The organism is Paenibacillus sp. CAA11, from assembly GCF_003060825.1.
Lineage (GTDB): Bacteria > Bacillota > Bacilli > Paenibacillales > Paenibacillaceae > Fontibacillus.
The window spans coordinates 3,982,961-4,001,959 of the sequence record NZ_CP028922.1 but is presented as its reverse complement, the minus strand read 5'-3'; the positions used below and the strand labels follow the sequence as shown (position 1 = coordinate 4,001,959).

Below are 18,999 nucleotides of genomic sequence, written 5' to 3'. Positions count from 1 at the left end.
GGATCAGCTTGAAGGTTTTAAATTCGTTCCAAGGTTTAGGATTCAGTTAGATCGCTTCCTGTCTTCTCAAAATATATGTTGATAATAACATAAAGAGAAGAATATACGCAGCCAGAATGGCGAAGCCGGCCCAGCTCACAGCATGGCCGCTGAGAATATTCCAGGCTCCCTGCGCGTAGCGGTAGGAGGGAAGGAATTTAGCCAACTGCTGGATGAAGGATGGCATGATGGTTATAGGCATCCACAAGCCCCCAAGCACGGCAAGTCCCATATAGAGGATGTTGGCAATGACTTGCACGACCTCTGCGGACTTGAGAGTGCCAATCAGCGTGCCTAGAACCATGAAGGGGAGGGCGCCGATCCACAGCCATAGACCGCACAGCAGCCACTGGGCCGGCGTCAGCTCGATACCTTTGGCAAGTCCCCCAACTGTAAACATGATGACAATGGTACCTAAATTGAGGATTGATTGAGATATCATCTTGGACAGCAGGTAGACGCTGCTGCGCAGCGGGGCAATCCGAAGCAGACGGGTCCAGCCCTGCGCGCGCTCCTGAGCGAACCTAACCCCCATCGTAATCAGATTGGTGCCGATAATGCCGAAGGCTGTCATGGACATGAGATAGTAGGCTTTCCATTCGATTCCCTGCACCTGCATATTATCGCCTACCGTACTGGTGAAGATGAAGTAGAAGATAATCGGCATCAGCATGGAAAAGATGATGAAGCGGCGATTGCGCAGTGTACGCAGTATTTCAGCTTTACATTGAGCTTTGATAGAGTTCATCATGGTCTGTCATCTCCTTGAATGAGGCTGCGGAAGGCGCCCGCAAGTCCACCGCTTTGAATGTCTATATCGCGAATATCTAGCTCGCTTCGAACCAATGCATAGATCAGCCGGTCGGTATCCTGGCTGAACAGACTGACCCGGCGTCCGTCCCACTCTGCATGCAGTACACCCGGCAACTCCTCTAGTGACTCGGCATCCACGTCCGGTCCAGCTGTAAAGGATACGGCTCTGCTTCCTTGAGAAGCCTTGATCTCTGCCGGTGATCCATCAGCGATCAGCCGCCCTTGATTAATGACAAGAATTCGGTCGGCCAGCTGGTCGGCTTCCTCCAGATAGTGTGTTGTCAGTACGATGGTCCGGCCTTCTTTTTTCAGCTGGCGAATTGTATCCCAGAACAGCTCCCGGGAGGTAATATCCATACCTACTGTGGGTTCATCCAGAAAAAGCAGCTTGGGGTCACCCGCCAAGGCGAGCGCAAAGTCCAGTCTGCGCTTTTGCCCGCCGGACAAGGAAGAGGCATACTTGGCTTTGACATCCTGCAGGCCGGACAGGACAAGCAGCTGCTCTAGCGGCAGGGGCTGTGCGTAATAGCTGCGGAACAGATCAATCGTCTCCCCGACCTTTAGACGGTCAACGACGCTGATATCCTGCAGCATCGCTCCCAGGTGCTGGTGAACGCCCCGGTCCAGGGGACTGGCTCCCAGAACGCGAATACGCCCCTGTGTCGGCTGGGCCAGACCCAGCATCAGGGAGATCGCGGTCGTCTTGCCGGCCCCGTTCGGGCCGAGCAGGGCGGTGACGCTCCCTTGACCAATGTCAAGCGACAGATCGCTCACCGCTCGAACGCCTTTGTATTCTTTATATACATGCTCCATTGTGATCGCGGATTGCATAAGCTTAGCCACCTCGTTTGTTTGATGTCTTCATCGTACCTGACCTGGCAGAGTGGGAGTATTCCTAAATGTCATGACTTGAGGATGACAATTGTCATGTTTTACTTGTAGCTGTTAGGAGACTCTAGTTGACATATAGCAAGGGGCTGTACTATTTTGGTTGGATGGGGAAATGAAAGAAACCAAGTACCGAACAGATCATTCGAATTAGACTAGAGGAGTCATAACCAACCTATGCATATGTTTAGAAGAGTCCCTATTAGAGCCCTGCTTCCTGCGGTGATGGGCTTATTGTTTTTTTGTCCTGTATTTATAACGGCTTTCAACAACAGCCTGAATTATTATTCTCTTCCGGCTTTGGCCCTCACGATATTTGCGGGTCTGGCAGTGATTTTGCTGCTGATCTGGGGGGCTGCCTGCTGCAGTAAGAGGCTTTTTCTCCTGCTGCTGGCTGGCGTTGTCTTGGCCTTGCGGCTTGGCTGGATTCTGTGGGTGGATACCCCGCCTTCGTCTGATTTTCTCACGATGCTGGATGCGGCGAAGCAGGCGGCTGCGGGAGATTTCTCTTTTGCGCGAACGGAGTACTTCCTGCGGTGGAATCATCAGCTGGGGTTTACGGTCTATGAGTCGCTGCCGCTAGCGCTGTTTGGGCAAGCCGTATTTCCGCTTAAGCTCCTGAATGTCTTGTTCAGCACCGGAACCGTAGTCCTTGTCTATTTACTTGCTGCACGTTTGTTTGGTGAGAATAGTGGCAGGGCAGCGGGGCTGCTATATGGTCTATATCCGCCTGCCATTCTCTATTGCTCGGTGTTGACGAACCAGCATTTGTCGATGTTCTTATTCACGCTTGCCGTATATTCGGCGCTGCGCACGTCTACCGCCTTCAAGCATTGGCCTATCATCGGTCTATGCTTAGGCGCTGGGCAGCTGATCCGCCCGGTCGGCCCGGTATATCTCGGTATCTTTGTGCTGATCGCGGCGCTACAGATTATAGCGGGTTGGCGTAATCACGGCTTCAATCTCTCTAGACTTTGGCCGCCGCTGAAGCGGGTGGCCGGCGTGCTTATCATCTTCATAGCAGTTGGTCAGCTGTGGTCCTACAGCTGGTCTATCTTAGGGGCCGCGGACCGCCCGCTTGGCGACCGCGAGCCCTATTGGAAGGTGATGGCCGGTCTCAACCCGCAGACCACCGGCGCATGGTCGGCTGACGATGACGCTTATGCGAGAAGCTACCCGCTTGGGGAAGAGCGGGACCGGGCGGAGTTGTCCAAGATCGGTGAACGGCTGGAAGACAAGGCGGGACTGCTTCATCTCTTGGGCGCCAAATTTGACCACATGTGGGGCGTGCAGGACTCAGCAACGTACTGGTCACTGACCGGAACGAGGCAGGCGGGCCTGGACATCCCGCTGACCCGCATTGAACGGGTGTTTTATTTATTGGCTTCAGGTCTAGGCTGCTTTGGCTGCATCCGGCTGGCCTTGAGAGCCCGAAGAGACCAGAAGCAGGAGCATGCTGCCCTAGTGGAGGTCGAGACCTCCCAAAGCCTGGGATTTCCCCTTCTTGCCTTGCTCCTGCTGGGTTATGCCGGAATCCACCTGCTCATTGAGGTTCAGCCGCGTTACCGGCTGGATATGCTGCCGCTGTTCTTCGTCTTCTCCGGACTTGGGCTGTCTACACTTGCCTACACCCGCCGAAAGACCCGGACGCCGTCTCATCAAGGACAGGTCGAAGCAGGGATGTAGCTTAATTTTTAAGTCCATTAGCCGCAGCAACCCGGCTGCACAGGCTTGATTTATTTTTTTGGTCCCGCTGGCATGGCGGGGCCTTTTCTTATGTCCTTGCTTGTCCTTGCTTCACTGTATTCACAAAATTTTTTTGAGAAACAGGCAAACTTTATTTCGCAGTTCCTCGTTCCAGATATGAAAACCGCGCGGGGTCACGGCATGTGCCCATTTCCATTTAGAAAGAGGATTACCATGATTAATATTGAACAGTTAACTAAAAAGTACCACGGAGGTGCCTATGCACTGCACGAGGTGACACTAACGCTGAATGAAGGAATGGTCGGGCTATTGGGCCCCAATGGGGCCGGGAAGACGACCCTGATGCGCATATTGGCGACGCTGATCCAGCCGACTTCAGGTCATGTCACGGTTGGAGGGATAGATCTGGGGCAGTCGGAGCAAATTCGCCAGATGATCGGGTATTTGCCGCAGCAGTTTCAAGTATATCCGCAGCTGACCGGGCTGGAGTATCTGGATTATGTAGGCGTCATGAAGGGGATGACAGACCGCGTACAGCGGAAAAAGGAGATCGAACGGCTTGTGGAAGAAGTGAACTTGCAGTCGAAGGCAGGGCGCAAGGTCAGAACGTATTCGGGCGGGATGAGGCGCAGGCTGGGCATCGCCCAAGCGATGCTTGGCTCGCCTAGAGTGCTGATTGTGGACGAACCGACAGCCGGGCTCGATCCGGAAGAGCGTGTACGGTTTCGCAATCTTCTGACCCGCTTCAGTCTTGGCCGGGTGGTTCTGCTGTCCACACATATTGTCGGTGATATCGAGAGCAACTGTCGGCAGATTGCTGTTCTGGATAAGGGCGGTCTGCGGCTGTCTGGAGAGCAGGCCGATCTTGCGGCTTATGGCCAAGGCAAGGTGTGGGAGGTGCTGCTGGGTGAGCGTGAGTTTGCGAGGATTGACCCGATGTCAATCGTCTCGACCCGGCGCACGGATGAAGGCATATGGTGCCGAATCATCGGTGAAGATCCGCCGTCAGGGATTCAGGTGAAGAAGGCGGCGCCGACGCTGGAGGACGGCTATCTAGCGCTTCTGCACCAAGGGAGACGGGAAGGGGCATCGCTTCATGTCTAGATGGATGAGACAATTCCGGCTGGAGCAGCGGCTGCTGTGGAGCAACCCGCTCTTTGCACTGATTTTTCTGCTATTCTCCGGAGTGGTCGGCTTTTTGCTCTACCATGGGATTTCCACAATATCCACCAATTTGTACCGTAGAATGTTCCTGCTTAGCAGTGTCGGTCAGACGCTGACGCTGGGTCCTGCTATCCTGCTCGGTATCCTGATGATTCGCCGAGACTTGCTTAGGCCTGCTTTTGAATGGGGCCGTAGTCTGCCTGTGTCTACGGGTAAAGTGATTTCCGCCAAGTTTGCTTCCGGCATGCTGTACTTAACGCTTTATACCTTGATCACGATAGGTCTATTCGGATTGTATTCTGCGCTTGAAGGCGTGCCGGCTGCCGAATATTTGGCCCATTGTCTGCACTTTGCCGGAATGTATGAAGTTTCCTACATGGTGACCCTTGCGCTGGCCATGCTGCTTGCGCTGGCCATCCCGAACCGGGTCGTATATCTGATCGGGTTCTGTGCCTGGATGTTCGGCACCTTCTTCATGGAGGCTTTCATCATTGACCAGAACAGCTGGTATTTCTTGAAGACCTTTCATTTGAATCAGCTGTTTGTCCAGAACAGCGCAAGTGTTGAGAACGAGCTGTGGGGATACCGTCTAACAATGGACGAGAATGTATACTCTAAGCTGTTTGTGCTAAGTTTCACCCTTCTGCTGCTTGTGATATGTGTACTGCTCGTTAATCGCCTGCGCCCTAGTGCCAAAGCGCGCACCACCTGGATGGTGTCCGGCCTGGTTCTCGTCTTAACGCTGGCAGCCATCGTGCCTTACGGGAGTCTGTGGGCGACCCGGTATGGCGACCTTAACAGCAAGTATAGAGATGAGAGCATTGCAGGCTCTGCAGATATGAAGCCTGACATTCTAGGGTTATTTCAAGTGGCGGATTATGACCTTAAGCTTAAGCGGCAGCGAGGAGACCAACTGGATATAACGGTAGCGATGCGGATTGCGCCGAAGTCGGTGGAGGGACGATCAGAGATCAAGTTCACACTGAATCGGGCCTTTGACTTGAAATCCGCGGCTTGGAATGGCAATGCAGTCAAGGCTGACCGCGAAGGGGACTATGTGACGCTAAGCCTGCCTGAGTCCTCTGAGGATGTGCTGGAATGCACCCTTCAATACAGCGGGCGGATTATGGACTTTGCGGCCAGGGAGACCCAGTCCGAAACCTATTATGCCTTTGCGCGGGGGGACGAGGTGCTGCTGCCCTCCTATATGGCATGGTACCCGCTGCCGGGACAGCAGCCGCTCTATGTGAAGGACCCCGGGCGGGTTCAGCCAGGCATGGTGATTGTGGGCCCAAGTTTCTTACCAGCTCACTTCAGACTTGAGGTGGCGGGCTTCAGCAAGAAGCTGTACGCTTCGGTTCTTGAGAAGTCGTATCAGAAAGGAACTCAAGAGTTTGAAGGAGACCAGGTTACCGAACTGAGTCTGTTCGGGGGAGAATTGACAGAGATCAAGAGTTCCAAGCTGCCGCTCACCATCGTTACTTCTTACTATAATAAGAAAGAGGACCAGGAGCTGCTTAAGGCTCTGGAGCAGCGATATGCTTATTTTGCATCCTGGCTGCCGGATTTGAAGCATCGTGTGAAGCAGATTATTGATTTTAAGTATAACGGGGATTATTTGAGCTATCGCGAGGATGAGATGAATTCGGAGTCTTATATTGATCTGGGCTTAATTTCCAGTAGCGATCTGGACAATTCCTGGCGGGCTGAATTCTGGATGAATGAACTGCTGCTCGGGACGCGAAGCGGGAGTTACATGATTACAGATACTCGCAAGGACATTCGCCTGCCATTAAGGGCATTGTTCTGGTATGTATATTACCGTGATGGAGAGGGCTTGAGCCCGGCTAAGGTAGAACAGACCCAGCGGAGCGTGCTGATGCTGGGTGAACTGTACCGCGGTAAGGAGGGTGCACCGAATATTGGGCAAAAGCTGAAGAAACAGGTCGATGAGGCACTGGATCAGGGCAAGGCGCAGCAGGTCAAGGAAGTGCTGGCTGCGTTGTACAAGCGCGGCATAGAAATTCCTAATACCAGCAAGTATCCTTCGGCCGTCTCGCGCCCTATCTCTTATGAAGATTGGCAGATAGAGTGGAAACGGGTGATGGGAGATGAATAGGCTGAAGCTGACAGTTTCCAAGATGGTTATCGATCTTAAAATATATAAGCAGCCTGCGGTATGGCTCTGCCTTGCCATCTATGCTGCTTATCTTCTTAGCATTCTCTCTGGTGATCCGGATAAGCCACGAACGGTTTATTATTACTCCGAGCTCGGTATGTTCCCGCTGTCCATCATTATTACGGGAGCGCTCTTTCAGCGGGAGCTCTCAGGCGGGACGGAGGTGCTCGCTAGCTATCCGGTTTCTCTGGGGCTTATGACTTTGCGCAAATGGCTGCTTTCTGTCATGCTCGTGCTGCTGGCCCACGTCGGTTGGATGGGGACCTATCTCTGGAAGTATGGTGGGATCCGTGCCAAGCTGTATTCTTGGAGCGGAGGCGAGCCTTCTGTCAGCCTAGTGAGTCCGCTGCAGCTGCTGCAGCAGATTACACCGGCTTATCTGTTTCTGATGGCGCTCACCACCTGCTGTATTCTGTTGGTGCATCGTGTGTATGTCGGGCTGCTGATCTCCTTCGGCATCTGGATACTTGAGACGCTGACCAGCGGATTGATCATGGCTCGATGGACGCTCTATGCTACCTATCTGCCGCCTAGGGCTTCTTATACGGCCAATCGTGTAGGCCTGATGGTTGGCTGTATCTTTCTGCTTGTCATAGCAGTGGTACTGGCTGGAAGAAGGTCCCGCTGGCTATCCAAAGAAGAGGAAGAATAGTCTTATCAAGAAGTGGCTTGCCATGGATTGCAACTAATGAACTTTACTAAAAGCGGGTGAAAGGGGGGACGGCATGATCACGGATGATGAATTGATAAGGCGAATGGCAGAAGGGGACCAGGAAGCCTTCGAGATGCTGGTAACCCGCTATCACGGTCCCTTGCTCAGCTATGCCGCACAGCGCCTGGGGGATCGGGAGAAGGCCAAGGATATCGTTCAGGAGACCTTCATCCGTCTCCTCAGGCATTTGCGGCAGCAGGGAGGTCTTGAGCATGTTCGTCCTTGGCTGTACCGGGTTATTCTCAATCTGTGCCGCGATTATTGGCGCAGCGCAGCATTCCGGGCGGAGACAATGGCCGGCGGCGAGCTTCCGGAGCAGGCCGATCCATCCTTGAGTACCGAAGCGGAGCTTGAGCGCTGGGAGACGGCGGGGGAGCTCGCTGCCAGCCTTGAGGCTCTGCCGGAGCCGCAAGGAGATATTATCCGTCTGCGGTTTTTCCACGATCTGAAGCTCCAGGAGATCGCGGATCTGCTTGTCCTTCCCCTAAGCACGGTAAAGTCCCACCTGTATGGGGGGCTGCGCAAGCTGAAGAAGATTGTACAGCCGCATGGGCCGGATGCTCACCCCAAGGTACGTGAGAGAAACGGCCGAAAATCACTAGACAAGGAGAGCGAGGTGAAGCTCCATGAGTCATTCCATCGATAATGAGCTCCGCCGTTTGGAACAGGAGCTAAGGGGGCCTCTCGCGGAATCCGTTCAGCCGCCTCCGACACCTGAAGAGACGGCAGAACTGATCCGTGCGCTGCAGGGAGAATTCGATCACCTGCGCAAGGGGGACGGGTTCGTACCGCTGGGCTTTAACCCGCAGGTCGATCCGCCGTCTCTGCGGAGGCTGCTGCGCAGCCAGTTCCGCCTTAATCATAAGGCGCTGTTCTTCTCAGCGGCAGCCGTGTTCATCATGCTTATTCTGTTCATGAATGAGATGAATGTGTTCTCATTCACGGGACAGTTCTCGCTGTCACCAGACATCATGTTCCCGCTAATCACCCCGCTGCTGCTGATCGCCTCGCTATTGTTCGGCAGCCGCACCTGGGATGCGGGCATGCGGGCGGTGGAAGGCGTCACCCCATATCCGCCAGCTTTAGTGCTGTATAGCCGGATGCTGATCGTTATGGCAGTGGTGATCGGCTGGGCGGGAATCAGCTCGGCGGTCATTGGTGTGAATTATGCGGCAGATCATACTTTAAGCATGAGTGAGTTTCTGCTTTTTCTGGCAGAATGGCTGGGTATTACCCTATTTACCGGGGGCGTAGTCATGTTTATCCTATTTCATAAGGGTATGAAGCTGGCCGCCGCTTGCTCCACCCTGTTGTTTGTCGGATGGCTCTGCTATCAGAATTATATGCCGGGACGGATCACTTTGGAGGCTCGTGGCGGCGTAGACTTAAGTCTGCTGATCTTGGGAAGTGCTCTCATCCTGGTCTCTTACATCAAGATTTTGCATTTACAGGCATTCGTACAAGGAGAGAACCATGATTCGTATTAATCAGTTGGAGCAGCATTTGGGGGATTTCTCTCTCTGTGTTCCCAGTGCGGAGCTTCTGCCCGGCATAACCTTGATCGTGGGTGCCAACGGAGCAGGCAAGACCACCTTGCTAGAGCTGCTTTCCACGGTTCGGCTGCCGCGCAAGGGGCAGATTCTTTATCAGCAGATGAGCACAGCAGATCATCTTCCACTGATTCGCAGCCAGATCGGCTATGTCCCTTCCGAGATTGAGCTCTATGGCGAGATGAGCATCTATAAGCTGCTGTCTTATTTGGCTGAGCTCAAAGGGGTCATCGACCCCGCAAATGTACAGAGGGTCATTGCGGAATTTCAGCTTGCTCCGCTGCGCAGAACTAAGATTAAGCGCTTGTCTCAGGGCCAGCAGCGCCGTGTAGCTGTTGCCCAGTCGATGCTGGCTTTCCCGCGCTTCTTGTTTCTGGATGAGCCGCTGAACGGGCTCGACACAGAGGAGCGCAAGCGAATTATCGCAAGGCTGGTAAGCTATGCACCCGGAAGAGTCATAGCCGCCTGTGTGCATGAGCTGAATGAATGGGAGGGCGTCTGCGACCAGGTGCTCTGGATCGAGCAGGGGAGAATTCGCTTCTTGGGCAGCGGATCTTCCTGGAGGAGCAACTTGCCTTTATCGGTGTGGGAAGGGCAGGCCGGCAGGAGCCAGTTCGAATCAATTCCGCCCAGTCAGCTCATTCATTTTCGGGCGGAAGAAGACGGATTCTATGTCAGAATTGTAGCGGATACGCCGCCTGTTCCCGGCATGCTGGAGGCATCGCCGACTATGGAGGACGCTTACTTTATCCGGCGGGTACATGGCCAGATGTTAGCGGGTAATTAATTGCAGCGAACGTAGGACATAGACGAGAAAGGCCTGCTTACCTCCCCCTGAGGGTGGTATGCGGGCTTTTTTGCTGTCATTTTTTATTTCTCATTAAATTTATCGGAATATACTATTCAAATGGCAGATTTTATGAGAGAATATTGAAAATTTAAATTTATGGGAGGGTTCATCATGTCAGAGAATACGCGTCAGTGGGCTTTTGAGACATTAGCCGTGCATGCCGGGCAGGAGCTTGATCCTGCGACTTTATCCAGAGCAGTTCCGTTATACCAGACGACTTCCTATGGTTTTAGAGATACTGAGCATGCAGCGAACTTGTTCGGTTTGAAAGAGTTCGGCAACATTTATACTCGCTTGATGAATCCGACAACGGATGTTTTTGAACAGCGGATCGCTGCACTGGAAGGCGGCGCAGGAGCGCTCGCCACTGCGTCCGGACAAGCGGCCATTACGTTCTCCCTGCTGAATATTGCCGGAGCCGGGGATGAGATCGTCTCATCATCTACACTGTACGGCGGGACTTATAATCTGTTCTCCACGATGCTACCTAAGCTGGGGATCCATGTCCGATTTGTCGACGCATCCAATCCAGAGAACTTTCGTGCTGCGATCACAGAGAAGACGAAGGCAATTTATGCCGAGACACTGGGGAACCCAAAGGGAGATATTCTGGATATTGAAGCTGTGGCGGCTATTGCGCATGAGAATGGCATTCCGCTTATTGTGGATAATACGTTCCCAAGCCCATATCTGCTGCGCCCGATTGAATTCGGCGCCGATATTGTTGTTCATTCGGCGACGAAGTTCATCGGAGGGCACGGCACCTCGATTGGGGGCGTGATTGTGGACAGCGGCAAATTCGACTGGACTTCAAGCGGCAAATTCCCGGGACTTACCGAGCCGGACCCGAGTTATCATGGCGTGGTGTATACAGAGGCTGTTGGACCTATCGCTTATATTATCAAAGCAAGGGTACAGCTTCAGCGTGATCTTGGGGCTCCGTTGTCGCCGTTTAATGCCTGGCTGCTTCTTCAAGGCTTGGAGACACTACATCTGCGGATGGAGCGGCACAGTGAGAACGCTCTCTATGTGGCTAAGTATCTGGAGGCGCATAATGAAGTGGAGTGGGTCAGCTATGCGGGGCTGCCAAGCCATGAGTCCTTTGAACTGGCTAAGAAGTATTTGCCGAAGGGGCAGGGAGCTATCCTGACTTTTGAAATCAAGGGCGGTATCGAGCGCGGACGGCGTTTGATCGAGAAGGTCAAGCTCTTCTCGCATTTGGCCAACGTAGGGGATTCGAAATCGCTGATTATTCATCCGGCCAGTACGACACATCAGCAGTTATCTGAGCAAGAACAGTTGGCAGCAGGAGTAACACCGGGGCTTATTCGCCTGTCTATTGGGACAGAGTCCGTTACGGATATTCTGAATGATCTGGAATCTGCTATTCAGGCCAGCCGCTTATAAAAGCGTGCTCTCATATGGTTATACGCGAACGTTCTTTCCTGTATAGGAGGGAGCGTTTTTTTATGTCCATACCGTTTACAAGCTGAATTAGGGGGTATATAATAATTGTAGAAAAGTTGCATTAAACCAATATTATTGTACCAGTACAAAAATGATTATCATTCTCATTCACATGCTGCATCGGGATTATCCCGATGCAGCATGTGCCATTTTCAGGGGATTAACAATGCTTCTCATTCTCATTAATCGATATCAATCCGAGAAAGGAACGTGAATCATATGCAAACTTCTACAAAAACTTTGCTGCCAGCGAGCCAGGCGGCGGGCGCCAGCGGCAAGCAGCCGCACCGTAAACGTAAATCTTCTCTGCAAGCCCTGCTCCGGCACGGGGAGATGCTTCAGGCACTGGGCAGCGGAGCCTTGATGCTGGCAGGCTGGGGGGCGGGCAGCTGGTCGCATGTATTATCGGTCATTCTGTATGTTGCTGCTTATGCTGTGGGCGGCTGGAATAAGGCTAAGGAAGGCGTTGAAACCTTGATTAAGGAGCGCGATCTCGACGTGAACCTGCTGATGATCGCAGCAGCCATGGGGGCAGCCTCCATCGGATACTGGAATGAAGGAGCTCTGCTGATCTTTATCTTCGCAATGAGCGGGGCGCTGGAATCGTTCGCAAGTGAGCGCAGCCGGAAGGATATCTCGTCCCTGGCTGCACTGAAGCCGGAGACAGCTCTTCGGCTGGAGAAGGACGGCGTGCAGCTGGTCGCGGTGGAAGAGCTGAAGGTCGGAGACCTGCTGCTTGTTAAGCCGGGTGAAATCATCCCGGCAGACGGGAGAGTAGAGAGCGGAAGCTCGGCCGTCAACCAGGCATCCATCACAGGTGAGTCCATCCCGGTTGACAAACTTACAGGAGATGAGGTGTATGCGGGAACCTTGAATGGCGAGGGTGCCCTGTATGTAGAGGTTACCAGCCAAGCGGAGAGCTCGCTGTTCTCCAAGATTATCATGCTCGTGGAACAGGCCCAATCAGAGGTTCCTGCCTCGCAGCGGTTCATCCAGCGGTTTGAAGGTCTTTACGCGCGGGGGGTGGTCGGACTAACCCTGCTGCTGATTGTTCTCTCACCGGTCGTATTCGGCTGGTCCTGGGGAACTTCCTTCTATAAAGCCATGGTGTTCCTGGTGGTTGCTTCTCCGTGTGCGCTCGTCTCTTCCATCATGCCAGCTATGCTGTCAGCGATGTCAAGCAGTGCCCGCCGCGGATTGCTGTTCAAGGGTAGCGTTCATATGGAGAACCTGGCCGCTGCGGCGGTAGTGGCTTTTGACAAGACAGGAACCTTGACAGCCGGAAGTCCTAAGGTGACGGATCTCTTGGTTTCTGAAGATGAGCAAGCGGATGAGATTCTGCGAATGGCCGCTTCTGCAGAGCAGCTGTCAAGCCACCCGCTGGCCCGCGCTATTGTAACGGAGGCTCAGAACCGCGGACTCCAGCTTAAGGAAGCCTCTCATATGAAGGCGACAGCCGGATTGGGGATTGAAGCAGAGATTGACGGCAGCAGCTGGAGCATCGGCAAGGCCAAGCGCCCATCCGGGGAGCTTCAGAAGTGGGCTGAGGAAGGCGTTCAGAAGCTGGAGATGGAGGGCAAGACCGTCTCGCTCGTGATCCGGGAAGGAAAGCCGGTCGGCCTGATCGGTCTTAGAGACGAGATCCGGCCGCAGGCGAAGGCAGCCATTGAACGCCTGCATAAGCTGGGCGTCAAGGCGGCGATGCTGACGGGTGACCATGAGGCAACGGCACAGGCGATTGCGCGTGAGGCAGGCGTTGATCTTGTGTTCAGCGATCTGCTGCCGCAGGATAAGGTCACCCATGTGAAGGCGCTGCGCGAGCAGTTCGGCAGCGTCGTCATGGTCGGCGATGGTGTGAACGATGCGCCTGCTCTTGCAGGAGCCAGCGTAGGCATCGCCATGGGCAGCGCGGGAAGCGCCACAGCGCTGGAAGTCGCAGATGTTGTGCTGATGAATGACAATATTGAGCGCATTGCCGGCGCGATCGCTCTCGCCCGGCGCGGACAGCGCATTGTCAAGCAGAACATCATCTTCGCCGTCTCTGTGATCACCCTGCTGGTTGCCGGGAATTTTGGCCTTAGCATTCCGCTGCCACTCGGGGTTATTGGCCATGAAGGAAGCACGATCCTTGTCATATTGAATGGTCTGCGCCTTCTGCGGCCAGGTTACTAAAGCCTTGATGTTGTGCATTTATTAGATTCCAAGTATCTTCATCATTCCTTCATTTAACCTTCATCTTATACTCCCGGTAGGTATATTGACTGAATTTGGGAGCTGAAACATAATGAATACAAGAACACTTACATGGGATTTGGATGAGAGCGGGCTTCTAGCATTTACGTTCAGTAAAACGCTAGAACCGTTAGATTATAGGGGGAATGATGGATGTATAAATCAATTATTATTGGAACAGGACCTGCCGGACTAACGGCAGCGATCTATTTGGCACGTGCGAATATGAATCCCTTGGTGATTGAGGGGCCACAGCCAGGCGGGCAGCTGACGACTACGACAGAGGTTGAGAACTTTCCGGGCTTCCCAGAGGGAATTATGGGGCCTGAATTGATGGATAATATGCGTCAGCAGGCAGAGCGCTTTGGCGCAGAATTCCGTACCGGCTGGGTGAATAGTGTAGATCTTAGCAACCGCCCGTTCAAGCTGCAGGTAGAGGGGCTCGGCGAGCTGGTTACCGAAACTCTGATTCTGTCCACGGGTGCTACGGCTAAATATCTTGGCATTCCGGGCGAGCAGGATAATGTTGGCCGCGGGGTTAGCACCTGCGCAACCTGCGACGGATTTTTCTTCCGCGGTAAGGAAATTGTTGTGGTTGGTGGCGGAGATTCCGCCCTTGAGGAAGCAAACTTCCTGACTCGCTTTGCTTCCAAGGTGACTCTGGTACATCGTCGTCAGGAACTTCGGGCCTCGAAGATCATGCAGGATCGCGCCCGGACCAATGATAAGGTAGAGTTTGCCCTGAATCGTACCCCGCTGGAAGTGGTTACGAACGAAGTTGGAGTTACGGGAATCAAAGTCCTTAACAATGCGACGGGTGAGGAAGAAGTCATTGAAGCAAGCGGTGTATTTGTCGCTATTGGCCATCATCCGAACACGGGCTTCTTGAAGGGTCAGATTACAACCGATGAGAATGGTTATATTGTAGTGAACCCAGGCACTTCCGAGACCAATATTCCAGGTGTCTTCGCTTGTGGAGACGTACAGGATACCCGTTACCGTCAAGCGATCACGGCTGCAGGCAGCGGCTGCATGGCAGCGATTGATTGTGAGAAGTACATGGAGAGCTTGGAGCATGCTGCGGTTTTGAAGTAAATGGTATGAAGCTATAGCTGTCCCAACACCATTTAAGGAGAGATTTATTCATGGAGAATGTCATTGTTTACACCAGCACGAACTGTCCACATTGCCGTCAAGTGAAGAGTTATCTGTCCGAGAAAGGCGTTGCTTACGAAGAGCGCAACATTGAACAGAATGAAGCCTATGCAGAACAAGTATGGGAGATGGGCGTCCGTGCCGTACCTCTCACATTGATCGGTGAGCATCACATCTTAGGGATGAATAAGACGCAATTCGAGAAGGTTCTGACAGCGCAGGCCTAAATAAAGTGGAAGTCGCAAAAAAAGCGGGAGGGAGGAACGGACCTTTAGGTGAGGGCTGTTCCTCCTTTTTTGCTATAAGATGAAATCAACCTTGGGATTCGCCTCTGCTCGACAAAACTAGAACAACCGGCAGGGGAGAAGCTGTGTTACAATCTTATTAACAGATTTCCAGCAAGGATGAGCCAGTGAATGGCCTACACGGACATACCACAGAGGAGGAGATACGATGAAGCGTCTCCGGTTTGCAGCCGTTCAGGTTGCACTCGCGAGTTCAATGCTGCTCGGTGCAACTACGGCAGGAGCGGTAGGAGATCAAGCGAATACGATAGCAGCGAAGGCGGAAGCCTCCTTAACCTCGATCTATCAGGTGCAGCAGAGGCTGACCAGCGCCGTTAAGGGACAGGCGGGTAGCGTGACCTTTAAATATAAAGGGAATGTGAGCCGGCTTGAATCCATGCTAGATCAGGCGGTGCTCGCCGCACTGGACAGTGACCCGTATATTCGCTATATTATTGACCGCTATACGTATAAGTGGCGGGGAACCTCGTCAGCGGTGCAGGTAACGGTAACCTTCAAATATAGGGAGACGCCATCCCAGACGGCTTACGTAAATTCACACGTAAAGCAAATTTTGAAGAAGATTATTAAGCCCAGCATGAATGACCACCAGAAGGTCAAAGCTATTCACGATTGGGTCGTTCTAGATTTGAAGTATGATACTCGTCTTAAGAAATATACCGCTTATGAAGGATTAACTACAGGAGAAGCCGTCTGTCAGGGCTATGCGCTTCTCACGTATAAGCTGCTCCAGGGGGCTGGGATCAATAACAAGATTGTGGAGGGAACCGCAGGGGATGTGCTGCACGCCTGGAATCTGGTCAAGCTGGATGGGCGATGGTACCATCTGGACACGACCTGGGATGATCCGGTTCCCGATCAAGCCGGACAAGTCAGCTATTCCTATTACTTGTTGACGGACAGCCAGATTGGCCGGGATCATTTCTGGACCAAGAGCTATCCAGCAGCCAGCACGTCTTACCGCAATACGGTGGCCGCGCTGAAGAAATCCGATACCTCAAGATTGGCTTTCTACAATCAATTGGAACAGGAAGTCGGGTATGATCTCTATCAGTCGGATCAGGTGGTTCACAGCGCAGCCGGCCTTCAGAATAAGGTTAAGCAGGCTATTAAAGCAGGCAGTCAGAGCGTAACAGTGCGCTATAACGGGACGGATCGTGCTTTGGTGGAGGACTTAACCAGTCTTTATGATCTCGATATTGATGATATTATGTATTATACGGAAACCCTTGATAACACGAATGATATTAAGGTGAGGATTGAGTGGAAGTAGGAAATTAAGTTTCTGGGAATGATATATTTCATTTTATATGCGGGAAGCCAGCAGATTATTGCTGGCTTCTTCGTATTTGGAGACAAACCGGGAGTGGAGGGGCAGGCTTCCTTCAAATCCAGTTATCCTCGGATATGCGTATGTATAATCTCAATTTTCGGCCATATGCTCTTCCAATTCTTCTGTAGAATACGCTTCTCGTAAATGAGGGATAGGTTCGGGTCTGCTGCAAAATATAGAGTCGGTCTTACCGTCAGCCGGACGGCGTCTTCAATGCCCCAAGGCGCAAGGAGCACAAGCTGCTGATGCTCATCCAATCTGAGCCCTAGGGCGGTTGCCGTCTTGCGGGAACCTGGATACGGCATCTTCCGCTGACTTATAGGGAGGCAGGTTATTGACCACATGCATCCTCGCCTGGTTCTTGACCGACCAGGGAATGCCGGGGGACATCATCTTAAGCTTCTGTTCCAGTTCTTTCTCTGTCCTCTCGTCAGCACGATCTTCATCAAAATAAATGACGTCAATGTCCGGCAGAGGCGTTCTTTCCGTGAAGCCGTGAAGAGTATCCCATATTTTTGAGCGGACGAAGCCGGCACAGACCCATGAGTCCGGCAGGTTCAGCGACCTTGCGGTAAGGAGAATATCCATCATATAAGAGTCTTGCTTCACAAGCTCGATAAGGTCCTGTTCGTTGTTTATCACATAATCGCTCCTTTTTCGACCCAGTCTTTTGAGGCTATACAGTAACTATAAAGCTTGGCCCTAACAAAAAGGAACCCTGCAAAGGGTTCCTAGGATTCTTTAAGCTATAACTTTTACACTTCGGGATGCGTCCCGGTCTCCAGATCACATTCCTTCAAAGGGACAACCTTGGTACGCTTGATCCATTTGTATCCGAGCCAGAGCAGCAGCACCAGCGGAACGCTTAAGTAGGAAGCTACGAGTCCCATCCAGTCAATGTGCCCATCGGAGATAGCTGAGGAGCTTTGCCCGACGATTACGATGAAACAAAGCACGAAAGCGAAGATCGGTCCGAACGGGAACCAGCGCGCCTTGAAAGGAAGTGCCTTCAGATCCTTACCTTGTGCCAAGTAGGCTTTACGGAACCGGTAATGGCAGACGGCAATTCCGAGCCAGGTAATAAATCCGCACATACCTGAGGCATTCAGCAGCCAGTTATACACCACGCCGTCTCCAAAGGTGGAGGCCAGGAACGCCAGCATGCCTACGACCGTCGTCAGCAGCAGCGCGTTCATCGGAATCCCGCGGTGGTTGACTTTAGCCAGGAATTTAGGGGCTTTGCCCTCCTTGGCCAGACCGTACAGCACCCGGGAAGAAGCGTACATGCCGGAGTTGCCGGCGGACAGTACGGAGGAGAGGATGACGGCATTCATTACAGAGGCCGCAAAGGCCAGGCCAGCCTTCTCAAAGACAAGTGTGAACGGGCTGACGCCGATGTTCTCCAGATCGCCTTTCAGCAGGTTCGGATTCGTATAAGGAATCAGGAGGCCGATAACGAGAATAGCTAAAATATAGAAGATCAGAATCCGCCAGAACACCTGGCGAATGGCCCGCGGCACGCTCTTCCGCGGATCCTTGCTCTCTCCGGCAGCTACGCCGATCAGTTCGGTTCCTTGGAAGGAGAAGCCGGCGGCCATGAATACACCAAGCACAGCGAAGAATCCGCCATGGAATGGAGCATCTCCGACCGTGAGATTCTTGAAGCCTACCGCCTCGCCGCCCAGAATACCAAAGATCATCAGCACGCCTACTACCAGGAAAATAATAACCGTAGCGACTTTAATAATAGCGAACCAGTATTCCGATTCTCCGTATCCTTTAACGGACAAGATGTTCAGGGCTACAATGACCGCCAGGAACAGGAAGCTCCATAAGAAAGATGAGCTGTCCGGGAACCAGTATTTAATAATCAAGGTTGCTGCCGAAAGCTCGGCGGCAATGGTAACCGCCCAGTTGTACCAGAAGTTCCAGCCGAGCGCAAAGCCCAGGGCCGGATCTACAAATCGGGTGGCATAGGTTCCAAATGAGCCTGAGTCCGGCATGTAGGTTGCCAGCTCTCCCAAGCTGGTCATCAGGAAGTAAACCATAATACCAACTGCCGCATAGGCGAGGATCGCCCCCCCAGGTCCGGCTGCCGAAATTGCACCGCCGCTGGCCAGGAAGAGCCCGGTCCCAATCGAGCCGCCGAGCGCGATCATCGTCATGTGCCGGGCCTTTAGGCCTTGCTTCAGCGTGGCGCTGTTTTGTTGGGTCTTACTCATGAATAAGCACACTCCTTATCGTTCTTGATCATGTCCCATATCATGCGAAAAGATGCGCAAAAAGACCGCTGAATCCTTCAGCGGTCTGTACGTATATACGTCTGTGCCGCCGCATCATATTAACATGAAGATAGCTCAACACGATCATTCCATGATGAATGACCGTGACAGTCCTGCTCCTTTCGGATACAGTCCCAGCACGAATCCTTGAAAGGGAAGCATAGGATTCGCACTTCGGCGGCGATGCCTTTCTACCGGGTTCATTGGCGGCTTCCATGCGCCTCCTCCGGTATACTCTTCATAACCGCGACCTCTACCTCATCTATCTGTGATGAGGCTGCTATTCAATTGTTCGGGTAAAAACAACTATCAAAGTATAAAAC

General features: G+C 52.8%; 15 protein-coding genes, 1 pseudogene and 1 riboswitch. Of the genes and pseudogenes, 12 read left to right on the top strand and 4 right to left on the bottom strand.

What is annotated here, in order from left to right; all coding sequences use genetic code 11:
• Positions 1-46: 46 nt before the first annotated feature.
• Entirely contained in the window at positions 47-790 is a 744-nt protein-coding gene (locus DCC85_RS18790; protein ID WP_108466938.1) for an ABC transporter permease, read from the bottom strand.
• On the bottom strand, positions 787-1,683 hold the full coding sequence (locus tag DCC85_RS18785; RefSeq protein WP_108466937.1) for an ABC transporter ATP-binding protein: 897 nt from the start codon (positions 1,681-1,683) through the stop codon (positions 787-789). The genes DCC85_RS18790 and DCC85_RS18785 overlap by 4 nt, the downstream gene beginning before the upstream one ends.
• Positions 1,684-1,917: 234 nt before the next feature.
• On the opposite strand from DCC85_RS18785, the gene DCC85_RS18780 reads away from it, so the two are divergent.
• The 12 genes from DCC85_RS18780 to DCC85_RS18725 all read left to right on the top strand — a co-directional run bounded on the left by DCC85_RS18780 (position 1,918) and on the right by DCC85_RS18725 (position 16,334).
• Positions 1,918-3,426: an ArnT family glycosyltransferase gene (locus DCC85_RS18780; protein WP_108466936.1), complete on the top strand. Its 1,509-nt coding sequence runs from the start codon at positions 1,918-1,920 to the stop codon at positions 3,424-3,426.
• 234 nt (positions 3,427-3,660) lie between these two features.
• A complete protein-coding gene (locus DCC85_RS18775) occupies positions 3,661-4,551 on the top strand; it encodes an ABC transporter ATP-binding protein (protein ID WP_108466935.1) in 891 nt (296 codons plus the stop codon).
• Positions 4,544-6,730, top strand: a complete 2,187-nt coding sequence (locus DCC85_RS18770; protein WP_108466934.1) for an ABC transporter permease — start codon at positions 4,544-4,546, stop codon at positions 6,728-6,730. The genes DCC85_RS18775 and DCC85_RS18770 overlap by 8 nt, the downstream gene beginning before the upstream one ends.
• Positions 6,723-7,442: a hypothetical protein gene (locus DCC85_RS18765; RefSeq protein ID WP_108466933.1), complete on the top strand. Its 720-nt coding sequence runs from the start codon at positions 6,723-6,725 to the stop codon at positions 7,440-7,442. Before DCC85_RS18770 ends, DCC85_RS18765 begins: the two co-directional genes overlap by 8 nt.
• Positions 7,443-7,515: 73 nt before the next feature.
• Entirely contained in the window at positions 7,516-8,148 is a 633-nt protein-coding gene (locus DCC85_RS18760) for an RNA polymerase sigma factor (protein ID WP_108466932.1), read from the top strand.
• Positions 8,129-8,989: a hypothetical protein gene (locus DCC85_RS18755; RefSeq protein WP_108466931.1), complete on the top strand. Its 861-nt coding sequence runs from the start codon at positions 8,129-8,131 to the stop codon at positions 8,987-8,989. Before DCC85_RS18760 ends, DCC85_RS18755 begins: the two co-directional genes overlap by 20 nt.
• Positions 8,976-9,839 carry an ATP-binding cassette domain-containing protein gene (locus DCC85_RS18750; RefSeq protein WP_108466930.1) on the top strand — a complete coding sequence of 288 codons (864 nt, stop codon included), beginning with the start codon at positions 8,976-8,978 and terminating at the stop codon, positions 9,837-9,839. The genes DCC85_RS18755 and DCC85_RS18750 overlap by 14 nt, the downstream gene beginning before the upstream one ends.
• A gap of 174 nt (positions 9,840-10,013) precedes the next feature.
• Complete coding sequence (locus DCC85_RS18745; RefSeq protein ID WP_108466929.1) at positions 10,014-11,309, top strand: homocysteine synthase; 1,296 nt, start codon at positions 10,014-10,016, stop codon at positions 11,307-11,309.
• 279 nt (positions 11,310-11,588) lie between these two features.
• The gene (locus DCC85_RS18740; RefSeq protein ID WP_108466928.1) at positions 11,589-13,541 is read left to right on the top strand and encodes a heavy metal translocating P-type ATPase; all 1,953 of its coding nucleotides are present in this window, start codon (positions 11,589-11,591) and stop codon (positions 13,539-13,541) included.
• A 213-nt stretch (positions 13,542-13,754) separates the two neighbouring features.
• Entirely contained in the window at positions 13,755-14,696 is a 942-nt protein-coding gene (gene trxB / locus DCC85_RS18735; protein WP_108466927.1) for a thioredoxin-disulfide reductase, read from the top strand.
• Between the two features lie 50 nt (positions 14,697-14,746).
• Positions 14,747-14,983: a glutaredoxin family protein gene (locus DCC85_RS18730; RefSeq protein ID WP_108466926.1), complete on the top strand. Its 237-nt coding sequence runs from the start codon at positions 14,747-14,749 to the stop codon at positions 14,981-14,983.
• Positions 14,984-15,209: 226 nt separating this feature from the next.
• The gene (locus tag DCC85_RS18725; protein WP_108466925.1) at positions 15,210-16,334 is read left to right on the top strand and encodes a transglutaminase domain-containing protein; all 1,125 of its coding nucleotides are present in this window, start codon (positions 15,210-15,212) and stop codon (positions 16,332-16,334) included.
• 122 nt (positions 16,335-16,456) lie between these two features.
• On the opposite strand, the pseudogene DCC85_RS18720 reads toward DCC85_RS18725, so the two are convergent.
• Positions 16,457-16,985, bottom strand: a pseudogene (locus DCC85_RS18720) (nucleotidyltransferase family protein).
• A 164-nt stretch (positions 16,986-17,149) separates the two neighbouring features.
• On the bottom strand, positions 17,150-18,616 hold the full coding sequence (locus DCC85_RS18715) for an amino acid permease (protein WP_108466924.1): 1,467 nt from the start codon (positions 18,614-18,616) through the stop codon (positions 17,150-17,152).
• Between the two features lie 123 nt (positions 18,617-18,739).
• Positions 18,740-18,940: riboswitch (Lysine riboswitch) on the bottom strand.
• Positions 18,941-18,999 lie beyond the last annotated feature (59 nt).

Excerpts from the sequence above, each read along its gene's own strand:
- DCC85_RS18790 (WP_108466938.1), bottom strand. The coding sequence starts at position 790 with ATGATGAACTCTATCAAAGCTCAATGTAAAGCTGAAATACTGCGTACA.
- DCC85_RS18785 (WP_108466937.1), bottom strand. The coding sequence starts at position 1,683 with ATGCAATCCGCGATCACAATGGAGCATGTATATAAAGAATACAAAGGC.
- DCC85_RS18780 (WP_108466936.1), top strand. The coding sequence starts at position 1,918 with ATGCATATGTTTAGAAGAGTCCCTATTAGAGCCCTGCTTCCTGCGGTG.
- DCC85_RS18775 (WP_108466935.1), top strand. The coding sequence starts at position 3,661 with ATGATTAATATTGAACAGTTAACTAAAAAGTACCACGGAGGTGCCTAT.
- DCC85_RS18770 (WP_108466934.1), top strand. The coding sequence starts at position 4,544 with ATGTCTAGATGGATGAGACAATTCCGGCTGGAGCAGCGGCTGCTGTGG.
- DCC85_RS18765 (WP_108466933.1), top strand. The coding sequence starts at position 6,723 with ATGAATAGGCTGAAGCTGACAGTTTCCAAGATGGTTATCGATCTTAAA.
- DCC85_RS18760 (WP_108466932.1), top strand. The coding sequence starts at position 7,516 with ATGATCACGGATGATGAATTGATAAGGCGAATGGCAGAAGGGGACCAG.
- DCC85_RS18755 (WP_108466931.1), top strand. The coding sequence starts at position 8,129 with ATGAGTCATTCCATCGATAATGAGCTCCGCCGTTTGGAACAGGAGCTA.
- DCC85_RS18750 (WP_108466930.1), top strand. The coding sequence starts at position 8,976 with ATGATTCGTATTAATCAGTTGGAGCAGCATTTGGGGGATTTCTCTCTC.
- DCC85_RS18745 (WP_108466929.1), top strand. The coding sequence starts at position 10,014 with ATGTCAGAGAATACGCGTCAGTGGGCTTTTGAGACATTAGCCGTGCAT.
- DCC85_RS18740 (WP_108466928.1), top strand. The coding sequence starts at position 11,589 with ATGCAAACTTCTACAAAAACTTTGCTGCCAGCGAGCCAGGCGGCGGGC.
- trxB (WP_108466927.1), top strand. The coding sequence starts at position 13,755 with ATGTATAAATCAATTATTATTGGAACAGGACCTGCCGGACTAACGGCA.
- DCC85_RS18730 (WP_108466926.1), top strand. The coding sequence starts at position 14,747 with ATGGAGAATGTCATTGTTTACACCAGCACGAACTGTCCACATTGCCGT.
- DCC85_RS18725 (WP_108466925.1), top strand. The coding sequence starts at position 15,210 with ATGAAGCGTCTCCGGTTTGCAGCCGTTCAGGTTGCACTCGCGAGTTCA.
- DCC85_RS18715 (WP_108466924.1), bottom strand. The coding sequence starts at position 18,616 with ATGAGTAAGACCCAACAAAACAGCGCCACGCTGAAGCAAGGCCTAAAG.